The following is a 17259-nucleotide window of genomic DNA, read 5'->3' as shown; positions in this document are numbered from 1 at the left end:
GTTTTTAGCATATACAATAAAGCCCTGTATGGACAGGGCTCTTTTGATTGAAAAAGCGGCTAATTAATTAGCGTACTTTAGCGTCAATATCGACCAGATCAGTTAGATGACATAACTCACCAGTGTGGGTTTTTATGCCATGCTCACCAAAGTAGTCACGCTGCGCTTGCACTAGATGACCATTACTTGGAGTGCTTAGCGTTGCTAAGTAGTTTTGTGTTGCACACAGTACCGGGAATGCCAAACCAGTGGTCACGGCCGCACCAGTCACACTACGAAGCGCCTTCGCCTGCTCATCTAAGGTATCAATAAACTCAACACCCTGAGCAATTTGGTCTAGGTAATCTGCACGAATAATGCACCCTGCACGCCAAGTTTGCAGTGTTTTGTTTAAATCAACTTTCCATTGATGGTTTCGTGATGCACCCTTGATCAGTGCCAAACCTTGGCGGTAGCAAAGCAGGCTCGCTAAATGAAACGCTTGCTGCAACTGGTCAATATCAATATCGATACTGTCCGTTTGCTTTGCTGCATAGGTCATTTCTTTAGCCGCGTGGGTATCACCGGTATTAGTTAAGTGACGTGCCTGCACCGCAGCAACAAGCGATGGCACAGCAATACCAAGCTCTAAGGCATTTTGTGCCGTCCATAACCCGGTGCCCTTGGCGCCCACCTTGTTATCGATTAAATCGACCAGCGGTGTATTGTCCTTGGTTGCTAACTTGAGGATATGGCTAGAGATAGAGAGTAAATAGCTATTGAGCTCGCCCTCGGCCCAGGTGTCAAAAATCTCGGCAATTTGCTGTGGTGTTTTGCCAGCGCCCAGGCGCAATAGCTGGTAAGTTTCGGCAATAAGCTGCATAAGGGCATACTCGATGCCATTGTGCACCATTTTTACAAAATGGCCACTGGCGGATTGGCCAACGCGGGCAAAACACGAGTCGCCGTTGTAACTGGCAGCTACTTTCTCAAACCAAGGTTCAATGCGCTCCCAGCCCCCTTCGGAGCCGCTCGCCATCATTGCCGGACCATGGCGTGCGCCTTCGGCACCACCGGAAATCCCCATCGTGGCAAACTCAAATTTGTTTTGGAATTTCAATTTGCGGGCAATGCCGTCTTTATAATTACTGTTACCGCAATCGATGATGATATCGTCTTTACTGACACCGGCATCGACCAAGTCGTGGCAGACTTTGTCAACCAACTCGCCTGCCGGTACCAACAAAAGGATAGAGCGCGGCGTTTCTAAACGACGCACCATGTCGTGAAGGTCTGAAACAATGTGCAAGCGCTCGGCCATTCCTTGCGATTTGGCGCAGCTTAACAATTCTTCCCCGGCATCGGGGTTGGTATCATAGGCTACTAGGGTGAGCCCTTTTTCGATTAAGTTCAGGGCGAGATTTTTGCCCATCACCCCAAGACCTACTAATGCAACTTGCATCCAGTTTCCTCCTCGGTAAAACGTACGACTGGGTAATTCAACGTAAATACGGCGGGCATTATAGGGCATACGATGCCCCATTCAATCCCTGGCGCTGAATTATATCAAATTAACGCAAGGTACATGGATAAAGTTTGCGGGTCAGCTTAATTGACTGAATCTGACACCGGTGTCATAATGCTGAAATCTTGTTAACGAATAATAGGAATTAGAGCTGGCGGAGCGTCCTTCCCTGCTCTAACATGCTATAAGCAATAATGCCTACAGGAGAAATGCATGCCAAGACGTACGAAAATTGTGGCCACCCTTGGCCCTGCCACGGACAGAGATAATAACTTAGAAAAAATCATCCGCGCTGGCGCCAATGTCGTGCGCTTAAACTTCTCTCATGGGGTGGCCAGTGACCACCAAGCACGTGCCGAGGCCGTGCGTGAGATCGCTCAGCGCCTAGGCACTCATGTTGCCATCCTTGCTGACTTACAAGGCCCGAAAATCCGCGTAAGCACCTTTAAAGAAGGAAAAGTGAACCTCGCCCCTGGCGCCCCTTTTATCCTTGATGCAGCGCTTGCCCCAGGTGAGGGTGATGTTAATGGCGTCGGGATCGACTATAAAGAATTACCTCAAGACGTTAAAGCCGGCGACCTATTGTTACTTAACGACGGTTTAATCCAGCTTACCGTGGAGCGTGTCGAAGGACAAAAAGTACACTGCAGCGTCAAAGTCGGCGGCGTATTGTCTAACAACAAAGGCATCAATCGCCTCGGTGGTGGCCTAACAGCCCCTGCATTTACTGATAAAGATAAAGAAGATCTTATCACCGCGACTAAAATTGGTGTCGATTATATCGCCGTGTCTTTCCCCCGCTCTGGCGATGACATGCGCTATGTGCGTTCATTGGCAGAAAAGGCCGGTTCGGATGCTCAATTGCTAGCGAAAATCGAACGTGCAGAAGCGGTAGAGACGGTTGAAGCCATAGACGACATTATCCTTGCATCCGACGCAGTGATGGTCGCGCGCGGAGATTTAGGCGTTGAAATCGGTGATGCGGAGTTAGTGGGTAAACAAAAAACCATTATCAGCCGAGCTCGTTCATTGAACCGTGTGGTGATCACCGCAACACAGATGATGGAATCAATGATTGATAACCCCATGCCCACGCGCGCTGAAGTCATGGACGTTGCTAACGCCGTGCTTGATGGCACCGATGCGGTCATGCTCTCTGCTGAAACAGCCGCAGGGGATTACCCTGAGCAAACAGTTGCCACCATGGCCCGTGTTTGCCTAGGTGCTGAGTCACAAAAAGAAACGCACATTTCGAAGCACCGCCTTGATAGCATGTTTGCCGATAATGCAGAAACCATCGCACTATCTGCTATGTATGCGGCTAACCACCTGGGTACAGTGAAAGCCATTGTCGCGCTCACTGAATCAGGCAACACCTCTAAGCTGATGTCACGCATCTCTTCGGGTCTGCCTATTTATTCACTTTCACGCCATGGCAAAACACTGGGTCAGACCGCGCTGTATCGCGGCGTATACCCAGTGCGTTTTGACTCTACTAACTTCACCAAAGAATGTATTGTTAGTGAAGCGATGAATACCTTAGTAGAGCTTGGCGAATTGCAAAAAGGCGATACCGTGATCCTCACCCACGGTGACTTAATGGAAACCATCGGTGCCACAAATACCTTGAAAATTGTCACTGTAGGGTAAATAGTAGACATAAGTTTTCTATCTGAAGCAGCAACTTATGTCTCATTCAAAACGAATTGCAGTACTCACTTCCGGCGGTGATGCCCCCGGTATGAATGCTGCAATTCGCGCTGTTACGCTCAGCGCGCTATCTCATCAACATCAGGTCTTCGGCTTTTTTAGTGGCTACAACGGCCTTATCAACGAACACTTCACTGAACTCAACGCTGCCAGCGTAACCGATATCATCCACCGAGGTGGCACTATTTTGAAATCGGCCCGCTGCCCGCAAATGCACCACCCAGATGGTTTGTTACAAGCTGCCAATAGCCTGCGTAAGTGCCACATCGATGCCTTGGTCGTCATTGGCGGAGATGGCAGTTTTAAAGGGGCTCAGGCACTTGCAGAGCACTGGTCAGGGCAAATTATTGGTATTCCCGGTACCATTGATAACGATATTAATGGCAGCGATGAAACCATCGGCTTTCACACCGCAATAGATACCGCATTGGGGTGTATCGATAAAATTCGCGATACCGCGCAAGCGTTTGAACGTACTTTTGTTGTCGAAGTAATGGGTCGAGATTGCGGCATCATTGCCATGGAAGCAGGCCTTGCCAGTGGCGCGGAGCAAATAATTTGTAAGGAACTGATTGATGACGAGCCGCAGTTTTTACAAAAACTGTATGAGCAAGTGAAAGCGAATATTAATAATGATGCCGGCCATAGCTACGTGCTGGTCATGGCGGAGCACTCGTTATCTATTAGCGCCGAACAATTAGCGGCCCAGCTGACCGAGCACAGCGGCGTTGAAAGCCGCAGTGCCATTTTGGGCTATGTACAGCGTGGCGGCGCTCCTGTGGCTGGCGATCGCATATTAGCAACGCAGTTAGGCTGCAGCGCCATCGAGCACCTTAATGCTGGCGCTGATGGTGTCATGGTCGGTGTCGTTAATAATCAGCTGAAAACTTTGGCTTTTGAGCACACCAGCGACACACAACAGCGTAATCGTGATTTTGTCGCCCGCTTAAAACGCTTTCGCCGTTAATTGGCCAGCGCCGCTTTGACTTTATCTCGATAGCTGCGACTGACTTTAAGCTCCTGTCCGTTGGTGAGCACCAGCAGGTATTCACCACTGACTTGCGTCACCAGCTTGTTGATTTGTTTTGAATTAACAATGGCGCTGCGGTGCACACGAACAAACAACCCAGGGTCGAGTTCTTGCTCAAGCTCTTTCATGGTTTTACGTAGAATATGGGTTTGCCCATCACCACAGTGCAGGCACATGTAGTCCCCTGCCGCATCAACCCATTGGATGGTATTGGTAGGCACACGGATGATTTCGCCCTGCTCTTTCACCGCCAGCGACTCTGGGTAGCGCTTAGTTTCTAATGAGTCACCCGAGGCTAGTTTCTTGAGAATTTCTTCGCAATTATTGCCTGTGATCCCGGCCACAAAACTCGCTAGCTTTTTCTTATGGGTGTTGTCTTGTTGTGTTTTTAGATGTGATTGCACTTTCTCCACCGCCTGTTTTAGTCTGTTGTCATCTACGGGTTTGAGTACATAGTCCAAAGCATGGACTTCAAAAGCTTGAACGGCGTAACGGTCGAAGGCAGTGACAAACACCACCAAAGGTTGTTGTGAGTCTGGCAGTTGCGCTAACGCATCTGCGACCTCAAAGCCATTCATACCTGGCATCTGAATATCCAAAAAAACCAAGTCGATAGGCTCGCTGCGACAAATGTCGACGGCCTCTTGCCCTTGAGCGCATTGCTGTACCAGCTCAATGCATTCAATATCAGCTAATCGTATAGCCAACCCTTTACGGGCCAGCGATTCATCATCCACGATGAGGGTTTTTATGGTATTCATTCTGCTACAGCCTTTTCATAGGGGATACGTATGTTTACCGTCAGACCGGTGGGCGTATTCCCTGATAATACAAATGAATAATTGTTCTCGTAAAGTGTCTTTAGTCGATCTTTAGTATTGGCCACACCGACACCGGTGGCATTGACCAATTGGCCATCTTTAAGCTCAGCGCCAGGGCCATTATCGCTCACTTCCAGTAACAGCTCGTTGGCAAACACTTGGGCTTTAATACTGATCACCCCGCCTTGTGTCATCTGCGCAATGGCATACTTCAATGAGTTTTCAATTAACGGTTGCAAAATCAAGCTCGGGACCAAGGCATGGCTTGCTTCGTCACTGACTTGCATGTCCACCGCTAGGCGGTCATCAAACCGTACTCGCTCGATTTCCAAATACAGACTCAACGCATGGATCTCTTGCTCGAGTGGCACTTTCTTTATCGGATCGGTATTGAGCGTATAGCGTAAAAAATCGCTTAACCGTGACACCATCTTGTTGGCGTCTTTATTCTCTTCCACTAAAATCAGCGTCGATATCGCATTGAGGGTATTAAACAAAAAATGCGGATTAAGCTGATAGCGCAACATTTTTAATTGCGCCTCATGCGCCATGGTATTGGCTTTTAGCGCTTTTTGTCGCTCCCCTTGGAGCAACTGGTAATATTTAATGCCAAAGTACAAACCACTCCAACAGAGGATGATATAGACCGCATCCAGGCCCTGTTGAAAGTAATAAAACCACTCATCAGGGCGGTAACCATGGCGATAAATTTCCCACAAATTAAATTTTTGTACCACCGACCACAAGGTCCCTGTGGCGTAGGAAGCGGTGAACACCACCAACACGAGCAGCCACGGCTTGGCATTCCACACCCGGCGATACAAGTAACGCAGCGGCACCGTCATTAAGCAGCCCGCATAGGCATTAAGCAAGATCACAAAGACATAGATGTCGCGCATCTCAAATACTTTGGAGCCAATGTAATTCACCAGAGCATAGCCTATCCAACCGGCTATCTGTAACACCCAAAAGAATCGTTGGCGATTATCAACTAGCTGCTGCCAATTCAAAATTCGTTTTACTCCTTTGCAACGCAGCCTTATCCACAGCGGTTGCATACTTATCTAACGCCATTATTAATAAAGACAACTAAAAAGGCACTGTGATTGGTCTTACTTAACCTTTCCTTCAACGCAAAACGCCGTGCAGTTGCACGGCGTTTGCTCATATTCGCGAAGGCTAGATGCTGACTCGCTTGTAGTTACGATACTCTGGGTGCCAGTAATTATTATCGATGGCTTTGATAATATCCTCATCGCTAAACTCCAACGCTTCACCTTGGGCAATGGCGACTTTAGCCACAGCAAAGGCGATACGTTTAGATAGCGATTCAATCTCAGTCAGTGGCGGCAGTAGGCTCCCTTTGCCATCATTGGCAAGGGGTGAGCTCGACGCTAAGGTTTCACTGGCCGCCATCAACATTTCATCGGTAATGCGCTTAGCCTTAATAGCAATTGCACCAAGGCCAATACCAGGGAAGATATAACTGTTATTACACTGCGGAATAACATTCTGCTGGCCATCATAGTCCACGGTGCCAAATGGACTACCTGTGGCGATAATGGCACGCCCTTGTGTCCAAGCCAGCACATCACTCGGATGCGCTTCAACCTGTTTGGACGGGTTTGAAAGCGGGAAGATAATGGGATTTTCGTGGCTTGATGCCATCGCGCGGATCACCTGCTCGGTGAATAGCCCCGGCTGCCCAGATACGCCGATAATAATGCCTGGCTCAGCACAATGCATCACATCAAGCAAAGAGGCATAATCACCGCTGTACTGCCACTGCGAGAGTGCTTCATTGGATTGTACCAAGGCCTGTTGGAAGTCACGCAGGCCTTGCATGCCCTCACTCAGTAGGCCAAAACGATCAACCATAAAGATTTGACTGCGCGCTTGCTCTTCACTGATCCCTTCAGAGACCATTTGACTGATCACCTGCTCGGCAATGCCACATCCTGCGGAGCCAGCACCAACAAACACCACCTTTTGGTCACTCAAACGAGTGCCCTTCACTCGACACGCGGCCAGCAAGGTGCCCACAGTGACAGCGGCAGTACCTTGAATATCATCATTAAAGCTACAAATTTCGTCGCGGTAGCGCTTCAGCAGTGGCATCGCGTTAGGCTGAGCAAAGTCTTCAAATTGCAGCATGACATTGGGCCAACGGCGCTTCACCGCTTTGATGAACAACTCTAAAAATTCGTCATACTCTTGCTGGCCAATACGTGGGTGACGTGCGCCCATGTACATTGGGTCGTTCAGTAGTTTCTCGTTATTAGTGCCAACATCCAGCATCACCGGCAACGTGTAGGCCGGGCTGATGCCACCGCACGCGGTGTATAACGACAACTTACCAATGGGGATACCCATGCCACCAATGCCCTGATCGCCTAGGCCAAGGATACGTTCACCATCGGTTACAACGATAACCTTCACCTTGCCTTTGGTGGCATTACGCAAAATATCATCAATATTGTGGCGGTCTTCATAGGAGATAAACAAACCGCGCGAGCTACGATAGATATCTGAGAACTGCTCACACGCATCACCCACTGTTGGCGTGTAAATAATCGGCATCATCTCTTCAATGTGGTCTCGCACCAAACGATAGTAAAGCGTTTCGTTATTGTCTTGGATGGCGCGCAAGTAGATATGCTTATTAAGGTTATCTTGGAAGCTAGAGTACTGTTGGTAACAGCGCTCTACTTGCTCTTCAATGGTCTCAAAACGTGGCGGCAGTAAGCCTGCCAAGTTGAAGCTCTCACGCTCACGCTGAGAAAAAGCACTGCCTTTATTTAGTAGTGGCGTTTCTAATAAGGTCGGACCAGCGTAAGGAATGTACAAGTAATTGGGATCGGTGTGTGTATTGGTTTTATCGTTGGATTTGTCTGTCATATTGCCTACTTAGCACAGAAGGAGATTGCCTGATATTATTGCCCTTAGCGCGCAAATTGCAAACCCATTTGGGCTTATCAGACCATTGATTTATCGCTGATTGGCGCATTATCATTTTTGATACACACCAATGAATCTTTGTTAACAAACAGCAGGCATTCAAATACCTGCCGTTTGATTACCTTTATTTTCCGAGAGCGGTTCCCTCTCGGCGTGGATCGGCGCTGCCATAGAGCTTACCGCCTTTCACCTCGACCGCATGAATGCCAGAGTTCAGGTCGCCAATACGCACTTTGTGGCCCCATTGCTCGAGCTGCGTTTGCAGCTCCACCAGCTCAGTGCCCTGCTCTAAGGTGGTGATATGGTTACGATTAGTAATACGAGGCAGATTGATTGCTTGCTGGGCGCTGAGTTGCCAATCCAACACCCCAACCAATGCATGGGCCACGTAATTAATGATACGGCTGCCGCCTGGCGAGCCAATCACTAAACGCAAAGAACCATCTTCATTAAAAACCATCACTGGGGCCATAGAGCTGCGCGGGCGCTTACCGCCTTCAACACGATTTAATACATATTTGCCATCACGCTTCGGCGACAACGCAAAATCGGTGAGCTGGTTATTGAGCAGATAGCCATTGACCATCACGGTGGAGCCAAATGCCATTTCAATGGAGGTGGTCATCGACACCGCGTTGCCTTGATTATCAACAATGGAAATGTGGCTGGTATTAGGCAGCTCAAAGGCATCGTCTTTACCATAGGCAATCCCCACACCCGGGTGTCCGGCTTGCTTTTTAGCATCATGCTCAAGCATCAATAAGGCACGTTTTTCAAGGTAGCTATTGTCGAGTAGCGCTTGCGTCGGCACGGGTTGGTAGTCGGGGTCAGCCATATAGACCTCGCGGTCAGCGAAGGCTAAGCGCGACGCTTGGGTGAAGTAATGCAGCGCTTTGGGGCTATTAACCGCATATTGGCTGAGATTTTTATCCTCCAGCAGTTTCAAGATTTGCAAAACCGCCATGCCCCCGCTGCTAGGCGGTGCCATCGAGCACACTCGGTATTGATGATAGCCCACACACACCGGGGCACGCTCTTTGGCGACATAGTTGTTAATGTCTTGCTCAGTAAGTAAACCTGGGGCGATAGGACTTGTTTGTACTGCTTCTGCAATGGCTTTGGCATTGTCGCCATGATAAAAGGCATCCACTCCCTCGCTGGCCAAGCGTTTATAAAGCGATGCCAAGGCGGGGTTTTGCTTTACGCTGCCAATAGCCAAAGGCGCACCACCGGGAAAGAAATACGCCCGCGCCGCAGGCATTTTTTCCACTCCCGGGTTAATACGCCGCGCTAAAAGCTTGTGTAATCGCGGTGACACCTTAAACCCTTGCTCGGCTAAAGTAATGGCCTCCTCAAATAAACGGGACCAAGGTAATTTGCCATCACGTTGATGGGCTTTCGCTAGCGCCTTCAAGACCCCAGGAGCCCCCACTGAGCGCCCACCAACCACTGCATCAATCCAGCGTACAGCCTTGCCATTGCCATCAACAAATAACTCCGGTGTCGCCTTGCTAGGAGCTTGCTCGCGGCCATCATAGGTGGTGAGTCGGCGTTGCTTTGCATCATAGTGCAAAATAAAGGCCCCACCGCCAATACCGGACGATTGCGGCTCGACCAATGTCAGTACCAATTGCACGGCAATGGCTGCGTCTATGGCACTGCCCCCTTCAGCTAAAATCGCTTCACCGGCGCGCACCGCATAGGGATTGGCAGCGGCAACCATGTAATGCTCACCGCTCACTTGTTGTTTTGTTACCACCGCTGTAGTGGCCTCAGGCTCTCTATCGGCGAGCACCTGTTTATTAGTGGTCGTGGTGGCTGTGCAGCCAGAGCTAATAAGCAACGAGAGAGCCGCTGCTATCTGGGTATAAGTTCGTAACATAGCGCTGAGTGTTATTGTCGTGGTTAATTAATTGGCATCTTAAAGGCAAAGGGGCACAATAGGCAAAAAATAACGATCACTGTTAAGTTATGACTGTGTTTAAAACCCTCTTTTCGCGCCGCGCAATGCTGTCTGTCTGGCCACTGATCGCACTATGTACACTGCTTATGGTAATTGATGCCGCTGGGGCATTGTCTTTTCAGCGCCCCGCTATCGCTGAGGGCCAGTGGTATCGCTTGCTAACGGGGCACTTTTTACACAGCAATTGGCCACATTTAGGCATGAACATGGCAGGTGCTCTAGTGCTGTGGTCGCTCCATGGCCACTTTTTTAGTGTGCGTCAATATTGGCTTTATTTGCTGCTCTTGTCTTTTGGGGTTGGCCTCTGTTTATACGGCTTTAGCCCGAACATATCTTTATATGTCGGCTTAAGTGGTTCATTGCACGGCTTGATTGCCTATGGTGCGGTGAAAGATATTCGCAGCGGTGAAAAAACCGGGTATTTAATTATCGTAGGCGTAATCGCCAAGGTGGCTTATGAGCAAATTGTCGGCGCCAGTAGTGACGTTGAGGCATTGATTGACTCCCGCGTGGCGATTGAAGCTCATCTATTCGGGCTATTGTGTGGCTTGGGCTTAGCGCTGTTAGAGTGGCGAGGCATAAAAAAACCCGAGGCTTAGCTCGGGTTTTTCATTAGCAATTAAAGGTTCTCTTCAAACAACTTATAAATGCGGCGGTATTCATCTAACCAACTTGAAGGCTGGACAAATCCGTGCGGTTCAACTGGGAAGATAGCCGTTTCAAAGTCCTCTTTCTCCAGTTCAATCAAGCGCTGCACTAGGCGCACAACATCTTGGAAGAACACGTTGTCATCAACCATAGGCGCATTGATCAATAGCGGCTTCTCTAACCCTTCAGCGAAGTAGATAGGCGAGCTACGCTCGTAGGCAATAGGGTCAACATCTGGGTGATTGAGAATATTAGAGGTATACGGGGCGTTATAATGTGCCCAATCGCTCACAGGGCGCAGCGCCGCTCCGGCTTGGAACAGTTCAGGCTCGGTGAAAAGCGCCATAAAGGTCATAAAGCCACCGTATGAGCCGCCGTAAGTACCGACCCGCTCAACGTCAACATTGGCGTTAGCCTGCATCCATTTTACACCATCAACCAAGTCTTGCGTCTCTGGCGTTCCCATTTGTCGATAAATGGCAGTACGCCAGTCGCGGCCATACCCTTTCGAGGCGCGGTAGTCCATATCCATAACTACGTAGCCTTCACTGGCAAGCAACGAGTGGAACATAAACTCGCGGAAGTAACCGGACCAGCCAAAGTGTGAATTTTGCAAATAACCGGCGCCGTGGTTGAAAATAACCGCCTTACGGGTATTACCGCTTTCATCGCTTTGGTAATCGCTGGGGTAATACACTTTCGCATACACCGGTTGCTCACCATGGCTTGACGGTACGGCAACGACTTTCGGAGCCACCAGCTTAGTTGCTTTGAATTGCTCCGATACGGTGTGAGTTAGCTGCGTAACCTTAGCCCCCGGTGCCGCATCCATGACATAAAGCTCCGGCGGGTGCATGATTTTTGAGTGCTGTAACAACAGTTTTTGCTCATCAGGACTCAAACTATAATCAGTCATGCCATCAAGGCTGGTTAGCGCCTCGCTGTTGCCGCTATCCAAGTTTAAGCGATACACCTCGTAAATACCTGGGTGCTTTTTATTCGCTTTGTAGTAAAGATATTGGTCATTTTCGCTCAAGGTCAGGTTAGACACCTCAAATTGGCCGTCGGTACGCTGGGTTGCTTTACCTGTTAACGGCTTAGTGTAGATGTGGCTATAACCGGATTGCTCTGACAAGAAATACAAGGTGTCGCTGGTGTTTAACCAGCCAAAATCATTAAAGGTGTAGTTGATCCAGGCATCGTCGTGTAAACGATGTTGGTTCACTAACTTTTTGCCTTTAAAGTCAACGGTCGCTATCCAGCGGTCTTTGTTATCCCAAGCCTCAAGCATAACGGCAACTTGCGAGCCACTGCGGTTCCATTGAATGGCACTTTGACCCCAGCCCCAATCCATCATTAAATTGATTTCACGGCGCTTAGTTTCGCTTTCATACTCTTTGCCTTGGCGCGCATAGTTTTCACGCTTCACCTCGGCAAGCACATCTTCATTCCAACCGGGCAAGGTATTATAGGTCAGCGTTGTTTTTGCTTTGCTCGGCAAGTCGATATACACCAATTCTGTGCCCTGTGGCTTGGCATCCGCAACCCGGCGACGGGCTGGTACCGATTCTACCCCTGCATCTTGGGTAATGTAATTAGGCATGATGTCGGTGTCTGCGCGCCAGCTTCTATCATCGGTTAACGCAACGATAAGCTTACTGCCATCGGGAGAGAGCTGGGCATCCACTAAACGCTTTTTATCGCCTAGATAAATGGTGGCATCGACTACCGCGCTATTTTCATTCGCTAACTGCTGGTCGCGCTCGAGGGCATCTTTTTGATTTTTTAGCTGCAGTGCAACATAGTCAATAAGCTTATGTTGTTCCTTAGCAATGTAGCTTTTCGGCTCATTAACCTTGATTGGCTTATCTTCGAGCTTAAGGTTGGCCAACTCACTATGCAGCCCGGTGCCTAAGTCTACATGCATAAACACGTTACCACGGCGATATACTAGGCTGTTATCATTTAAAAACTGCGGCGCAGATTCAAATGCCGACGTTTTGGTGATTTGCACTAAGGTGTTGGCAGAGGTATCACGAACAAATACATCCCCTTTAAATACATAGGCCTGTAAGCGGTTATCTTGACTGTATACGGCCTTATCATCGCCCAACGTGTGTAGCTGCGCCAGCGTTACTTTGGTTGCACTGTCTGCGCCAACGGCCTGTGTGTAGGTGTCGCGTAGTTGATTACCTTGTTGTTTTTGCTGATAAACAACGGTGTTTGAATCGCTGTGCCAAAACGCGCCTTCTGGCTGGTTACCTATCCAGTCCGGATCAGCCATAGCTTGTTCAAGGGTAATAGCCACTGAACCTGGTTTTGCCGGTGTCTCCACTTGGCTTGGGACGGGAGTTTGATTCGTTTCTACTTGCGTGTTGCTTTGTTGTGCGGTGCTTTGACAGCCGCTGAGGATAAAACTGGAAGCAATGGTCGCCGCCAGTACTGATTTATGGAACATGATTGTCTTCAACTAAATACACGGTGCCCTGATTTAAGCAAAAACTCACAAGCAAAGACAGTGTTTTAAGACCAACGGCAGTTTACTTAGACAAAAAAAAGGTCAGCAAGGGATGCTGACCAAAACTCTGCGCTAGCAATAACGAAACAAGTACGGAACCTGCTTCACATATATATAGAGTACTAAGCGGCTAAATGGTTCACTGTTTTTTTATTAATTTTAGGTCCATCCACACAAGACGATGATCTGACGAGGCTTTTCTATCACTAATTAATTTATATTGTGCCGGGTCTTGCTCCGTCGGCCAATATACACCTGCCGAGATTGGCTCAAAACCGAACTTTGATGGCAACACATAATCAGCTCTAGCACGCCAGCTGGCGGTGTAATAACGCGCATACGCTTGCTCATCCACCCCTGCTCCTCCGGAGCTCTCGGGCACCATGCTGGCATCCACTTTATCATGCGCTAACACTTGATTAATGGCCTCAGGACGCGCTTTATCGCCTTGCGGTGCAGCGTTCAAATCCCCCAAGATAACAAATCGGCTGTTGTCATTGAGGCCTCCTTGGCGGCCTTGGTCATCCACCAAATAATCGCTTTGATTATCTAAATAATCGGCTATTAGTTTAATCTCAGCTTTATTACGCAGACCGTTTCTATCTTCCGGACCATCGAACACCGGTGGTGTAGGATGAGATGCCAGTAGATGTACACGTTTACCATCAACGCTGATAGGTACATCCCAGAATGACTTAGAGCTTAAGCGCGCAGCTTGCCATGTACGGTTATCATAAAAAGCATTGCCATCAAGCATGGGCATCTGCGCCTGCGGTTGTTGCGCCCATTTCAATTGTGCAAACGTGCGCACGCGCTCATAGTCAATGGGGTAGCGGCTTAAGATCACCATGCCGTATTGGCCAGGGTAGAAACCAAAGCCATAAGCATCCCCGCCATTGCCAGAGAGCTTACCATTACCGTCAAAGTCGTAGTCGCTGGCAACACCGGTATTAACGGGCGCACTATAGCTGTAGGGGTAATGAATGGCTTTTATACTGCCATGATCTTTGCCTAGATAGTGGCGTTGAAAAGCATCAACTTGTTCGCGCCAATTCTCGTTATAATCGAATTCATTGAGCAATATCACATCAGGACGCACCCGTTGAATAATATGCGCGATATTGTGAATTTGCGGGTGTTGCCCCTGGGCTAGCAAGGCAGGCAAAGGCGACTCACTTAGCTCACTGGGGTTAGTAACGTAGTTCGAGCCATCCATACTGACGTTAAAGGTCGCGATACGCAGCGTTGTTGGCACAGACGAATGAGGTTGCGCACAGGCCGCAACGAACAGACACAAGGAGCCAATAAGGCCAAAACGTTTGCACAAGGTCATTTAGGGTTTTCTCTTATATAAGCAAAATGAAAACGCCATACTAGCAGCTGTTAATGACATTGTGTCAGCGTTTGGGATGAAAAAACCGAGCTTCAAGGCTCGGTTTATTCGCTTAAATAGTCTTGTTGGTTGCCATCTGTACTTTGCAACCACAGGTGCTAATTGAGAATTAACTGATGGGCTCGTGCTTCAATACCAGGATAATCCTGCTCGCTGAGGTGCTCATGCAATTCACCGAGACGCTCCCCAAGCTCATGCAAGGTATTAGCACTGACATTGATATGACCCATTTTTCGCCCTGGTTTTACCGCTTTACCATACCAGTGACTGCGAACGCCAGTGGTGGCCAATACCTCTGCCGGGATCGCTGGCTGACCCAAAACGTTAATCATCGCACTCGGCTGCAATAGATAAGTACAGCCCAAAGGCAAACCGGCAACAGCACGCACATGGTTCTCGAACTGGCAACAATAAGCGCCTTGCTGTGTCCAATGACCCGAGTTGTGAACACGCGGCGCAATCTCATTGACTAGCAATTCACCGTCAACATCGAAAAACTCGATAGCAAGCACGCCAACATAATCCAGCGCATTGGCTATTTTGCTGTAGGCATCAACCGCCTGAGATTGCATGTCTTGGCTGACGATGCCTGCGACCGACAGCGTCAACACCCCGTCAGTGTGTTCATTTTCGGTGACCGGGTATACTTTTACATTCCCTTGTGCATCGCGCGCACCTATCACTGAAACTTCACGGTCAAACGCAATCATCTTTTCACAAATAATGCGATGCGACGCATCTTTATCTAAAAATGCCTGCATTTCTTGCCAGATTTCATCAGTCTGGTCGATGCTTTTTAAGCGCCATTGGCCTTTGCCGTCGTACCCAGCCTGACAAGTTTTGATCACCAAAGGTAAACCCAGTTCATTCACCGCTTGCTCAAGGTGAGTACGTTCACTCACTAAAATATACGGAGCACTCGGTACGCCAGCATTATCGAGCAGCGCCTTCTCTTTGGCGCGATCGCCGCCGCATTCAATTGCTTTTTTACCGGGGAAGAATTTGCCGCTTTGCTCACAGGCCGCAAGCACATCGCTGGGAATATGCTCAAACTCAGCAGTAATACGGTCGCTACTTGCGATTGCTTGCTCTAACGTTTGCGTATAGTGCTCACCGGTTACCGGGTGCACCACTTGTTTGCTAGCGACGTCATAAGCACGAATATGGATATCCAGCGGCGCTGCTACAAGCGCCATCATACGCGCTAGTTGGCCCGCGCCCAGAACTAACATTTGCATATACAACTCGCTTATTCAGCTGGGTTAGGGTTAGCTAAAACAGTGTCTGTCTGCTCGGCACGAAATTGGTCAATTTTCGCCAGTAGCTCTGGTTGCTGACAGCCCAAGATTTGCGCTGCCAACAGTCCCGCATTCGCGGCACCGGCATCACCAATAGCTAAAGTACCTACCGCCACACCTTTTGGCATTTGGCAGATTGATAATAACGAGTCAACACCATTGAGCGCTTTCGATTTTACTGGCACGCCCAATACCGGTAGCGAGGTAAAAGCGGCCGCCATACCCGGTAAATGCGCAGCCCCGCCAGCACCGGCGATGATCACTTTAATACCACGCTCAGCAGCTGAGCTCGCATAATCAGCTAAAAGTTGAGGAGTGCGATGCGCAGAAACCACTTTGGTTTCATACTCGACACCGAATTTATCCAGCATGTCCGCCGCATGTTGCATGGTGGGCCAGTCTGACTTTGAGCCCATAATAATTCCTACTTTCATTGCCACTCCTCAGTATGAACGATATAAATGTAAATTACGCCGTATGATGACCAAGCATCAAGGGGGGTTAGCGCCGCAGTGATTCTCTTTCACCGCAAAAATTGTCGCGTATTATACTAAAAAGCCCGATAAAAAGCATGGCTAAGTTTTGTTGCTAGGGGCAATGAACAAAGTTATCCATTCGCTGCTTTCCAAACTCGCCATGCCTTAGCAGGCCCCATTATCAATGCCAAAACCACCACCCCTCCGGGGATGAGCACCGCCTTTAGCACCGGCCCTAACACATAGCTGTAAAAGCATATAAAGGGCACAAACAACACATAACCGATTATCCGTGATACTATATTAACGACTGATTCCATTGTAGTTTTCCATTAACCTATAAAAATGAGCGCGCTCATTATAATAATTGAGCACGCTCAATATCAAGCAAAAGGGTTTGTTTTGAGTAACCAATTAACGCCTAAAAAACTGCAAACACGAACACGGATCTGCCAAACCGCGTGGGAGCTGTTTATTGCCAACGGGTTTGAGAGCACGTCAACACGTGATATTGCCAAGGCTGCAGGGATAGCAAATGGTACCTTGTTTAGCCATTTTGCGAATAAAGATGAGTTGCTCAAGGTGTTAATGATTGCGCAGATTGATAACGTCATCGCTGATGCCCAACGCAGTGACGACCATCAGCAGCCAAAACTGAAAATGCGCCACTATGCCACGCACCTGTATGCGTTTTATTTGCAGCATGTGGAATTCAGTAAGACCCTACTACAGAGTTTGATTTGGCAAGGACAGTTTTTCGATGAGCAAATACAGCAATTTAAAGCGTTGTTATTTGCATCGGCTCCCCAGTATGACGAGGTGCGTGCCGCAGCCATGATGGACTGTTACTTTATGACTTTGATAGAGGGGTTAAATCAGCCAGCCCCTAACGCTAATGCTATGGTACGTCGCTTAAGTGCCAAGCTCGCCCTACTCTAAT

General features: G+C 48.8%; 14 protein-coding genes. 4 read left to right on the top strand and 10 right to left on the bottom strand.

Going from position 1 to position 17259, the window contains the following annotated elements; genetic code table 11:
- Nucleotides 1–67: 67 nt before the first annotated feature.
- Nucleotides 68–1441, bottom strand: coding sequence for an NADP-dependent phosphogluconate dehydrogenase (gene gndA, locus EXT46_RS13255; RefSeq protein ID WP_053910488.1), 1374 nt, complete (start codon nt 1439–1441; stop codon nt 68–70).
- Nucleotides 1442–1717: 276 nt separating this feature from the next.
- Between gndA and pyk the strand changes: the two genes are divergently transcribed.
- Together pyk and EXT46_RS13245 are read left to right on the top strand one after the other, a co-directional pair.
- Nucleotides 1718–3154 (top strand): pyruvate kinase, encoded by a 1437-nt coding sequence (gene pyk / locus EXT46_RS13250; protein ID WP_022946599.1) that lies wholly within the window; start codon nt 1718–1720, stop codon nt 3152–3154.
- Nucleotides 3155–3191: 37 nt separating this feature from the next.
- Nucleotides 3192–4181, top strand: coding sequence for an ATP-dependent 6-phosphofructokinase (locus EXT46_RS13245; RefSeq protein WP_130147826.1), 990 nt, complete (start codon nt 3192–3194; stop codon nt 4179–4181).
- Here the strand turns inward: EXT46_RS13245 and EXT46_RS13240 are convergent.
- The 4 genes from EXT46_RS13240 to ggt all read right to left on the bottom strand — a co-directional run bounded on the left by EXT46_RS13240 (nt 4178) and on the right by ggt (nt 9905).
- Nucleotides 4178–5005, bottom strand: a complete 828-nt coding sequence (locus tag EXT46_RS13240) for a LytTR family DNA-binding domain-containing protein (protein WP_022946597.1) — start codon at nt 5003–5005, stop codon at nt 4178–4180. The two genes, EXT46_RS13245 and EXT46_RS13240, sit on opposite strands and share 4 nt — an antisense overlap.
- Nucleotides 5002–6075, bottom strand: a complete 1074-nt coding sequence (locus tag EXT46_RS13235; protein WP_045978310.1) for a histidine kinase — start codon at nt 6073–6075, stop codon at nt 5002–5004. The genes EXT46_RS13240 and EXT46_RS13235 overlap by 4 nt, the downstream gene beginning before the upstream one ends.
- Nucleotides 6076–6244: 169 nt before the next feature.
- Nucleotides 6245–7963, bottom strand: a complete 1719-nt coding sequence (locus EXT46_RS13230; protein ID WP_130147824.1) for an NAD-dependent malic enzyme — start codon at nt 7961–7963, stop codon at nt 6245–6247.
- A 184-nt stretch (nt 7964–8147) separates the two neighbouring features.
- Complete coding sequence (gene ggt / locus EXT46_RS13225; protein ID WP_130147822.1) at nt 8148–9905, bottom strand: gamma-glutamyltransferase; 1758 nt, start codon at nt 9903–9905, stop codon at nt 8148–8150.
- 89 nt (nt 9906–9994) lie between these two features.
- On the opposite strand from ggt, the gene rrtA reads away from it, so the two are divergent.
- A complete protein-coding gene (gene rrtA, locus EXT46_RS13220) occupies nt 9995–10585 on the top strand; it encodes a rhombosortase (protein ID WP_130147820.1) in 591 nt (196 codons plus the stop codon).
- A 20-nt stretch (nt 10586–10605) separates the two neighbouring features.
- Here the strand turns inward: rrtA and EXT46_RS13215 are convergent, their stop codons facing one another.
- The 5 genes from EXT46_RS13215 to EXT46_RS13195 form a co-directional block, all read right to left on the bottom strand.
- The gene (locus EXT46_RS13215) at nt 10606–13092 is read right to left on the bottom strand and encodes a prolyl oligopeptidase family serine peptidase (protein WP_130147818.1); all 2487 of its coding nucleotides are present in this window, start codon (nt 13090–13092) and stop codon (nt 10606–10608) included.
- Nucleotides 13093–13291: 199 nt separating this feature from the next.
- Entirely contained in the window at nt 13292–14485 is a 1194-nt protein-coding gene (locus EXT46_RS13210; RefSeq protein WP_130147816.1) for an endonuclease/exonuclease/phosphatase family protein, read from the bottom strand.
- A gap of 158 nt (nt 14486–14643) precedes the next feature.
- Nucleotides 14644–15783 carry a 5-(carboxyamino)imidazole ribonucleotide synthase gene (locus EXT46_RS13205; protein ID WP_045978314.1) on the bottom strand — a complete coding sequence of 380 codons (1140 nt, stop codon included), beginning with the start codon at nt 15781–15783 and terminating at the stop codon, nt 14644–14646.
- An 11-nt stretch (nt 15784–15794) separates the two neighbouring features.
- Nucleotides 15795–16277 carry a 5-(carboxyamino)imidazole ribonucleotide mutase gene (purE, locus tag EXT46_RS13200; RefSeq protein WP_130147814.1) on the bottom strand — a complete coding sequence of 161 codons (483 nt, stop codon included), beginning with the start codon at nt 16275–16277 and terminating at the stop codon, nt 15795–15797.
- A 173-nt stretch (nt 16278–16450) separates the two neighbouring features.
- Nucleotides 16451–16639 carry a hypothetical protein gene (locus EXT46_RS13195; protein ID WP_022946588.1) on the bottom strand — a complete coding sequence of 63 codons (189 nt, stop codon included), beginning with the start codon at nt 16637–16639 and terminating at the stop codon, nt 16451–16453.
- Nucleotides 16640–16721: 82 nt separating this feature from the next.
- Between EXT46_RS13195 and EXT46_RS13190 the strand changes: the two genes are divergently transcribed.
- Entirely contained in the window at nt 16722–17258 is a 537-nt protein-coding gene (locus tag EXT46_RS13190) for a TetR/AcrR family transcriptional regulator (RefSeq protein ID WP_240701133.1), read from the top strand.
- The last annotated feature ends 1 nt before the right edge of the window (nt 17259 follow it).

Origin of the sequence: Pseudoalteromonas sp. CO325X, assembly GCF_004208955.1 — a bacterium.
GTDB lineage: Bacteria > Pseudomonadota > Gammaproteobacteria > Enterobacterales > Alteromonadaceae > Pseudoalteromonas > Pseudoalteromonas ruthenica.
Note: the sequence above shows the minus strand (reverse complement) of the source record. Positions and strands in the feature narration are given on the sequence as shown.

Excerpts from the sequence above, each read along its gene's own strand:
- gndA (WP_053910488.1), bottom strand. The coding sequence starts at position 1,441 with ATGCAAGTTGCATTAGTAGGTCTTGGGGTGATGGGCAAAAATCTCGCC.
- pyk (WP_022946599.1), top strand. The coding sequence starts at position 1,718 with ATGCCAAGACGTACGAAAATTGTGGCCACCCTTGGCCCTGCCACGGAC.
- EXT46_RS13245 (WP_130147826.1), top strand. The coding sequence starts at position 3,192 with ATGTCTCATTCAAAACGAATTGCAGTACTCACTTCCGGCGGTGATGCC.
- EXT46_RS13240 (WP_022946597.1), bottom strand. The coding sequence starts at position 5,005 with ATGAATACCATAAAAACCCTCATCGTGGATGATGAATCGCTGGCCCGT.
- EXT46_RS13230 (WP_130147824.1), bottom strand. The coding sequence starts at position 7,963 with ATGACAGACAAATCCAACGATAAAACCAATACACACACCGATCCCAAT.
- ggt (WP_130147822.1), bottom strand. The coding sequence starts at position 9,905 with ATGTTACGAACTTATACCCAGATAGCAGCGGCTCTCTCGTTGCTTATT.
- rrtA (WP_130147820.1), top strand. The coding sequence starts at position 9,995 with ATGACTGTGTTTAAAACCCTCTTTTCGCGCCGCGCAATGCTGTCTGTC.
- EXT46_RS13215 (WP_130147818.1), bottom strand. The coding sequence starts at position 13,092 with ATGTTCCATAAATCAGTACTGGCGGCGACCATTGCTTCCAGTTTTATC.
- EXT46_RS13210 (WP_130147816.1), bottom strand. The coding sequence starts at position 14,485 with ATGACCTTGTGCAAACGTTTTGGCCTTATTGGCTCCTTGTGTCTGTTC.
- EXT46_RS13205 (WP_045978314.1), bottom strand. The coding sequence starts at position 15,783 with ATGCAAATGTTAGTTCTGGGCGCGGGCCAACTAGCGCGTATGATGGCG.
- purE (WP_130147814.1), bottom strand. The coding sequence starts at position 16,277 with ATGAAAGTAGGAATTATTATGGGCTCAAAGTCAGACTGGCCCACCATG.
- EXT46_RS13195 (WP_022946588.1), bottom strand. The coding sequence starts at position 16,639 with ATGGAATCAGTCGTTAATATAGTATCACGGATAATCGGTTATGTGTTG.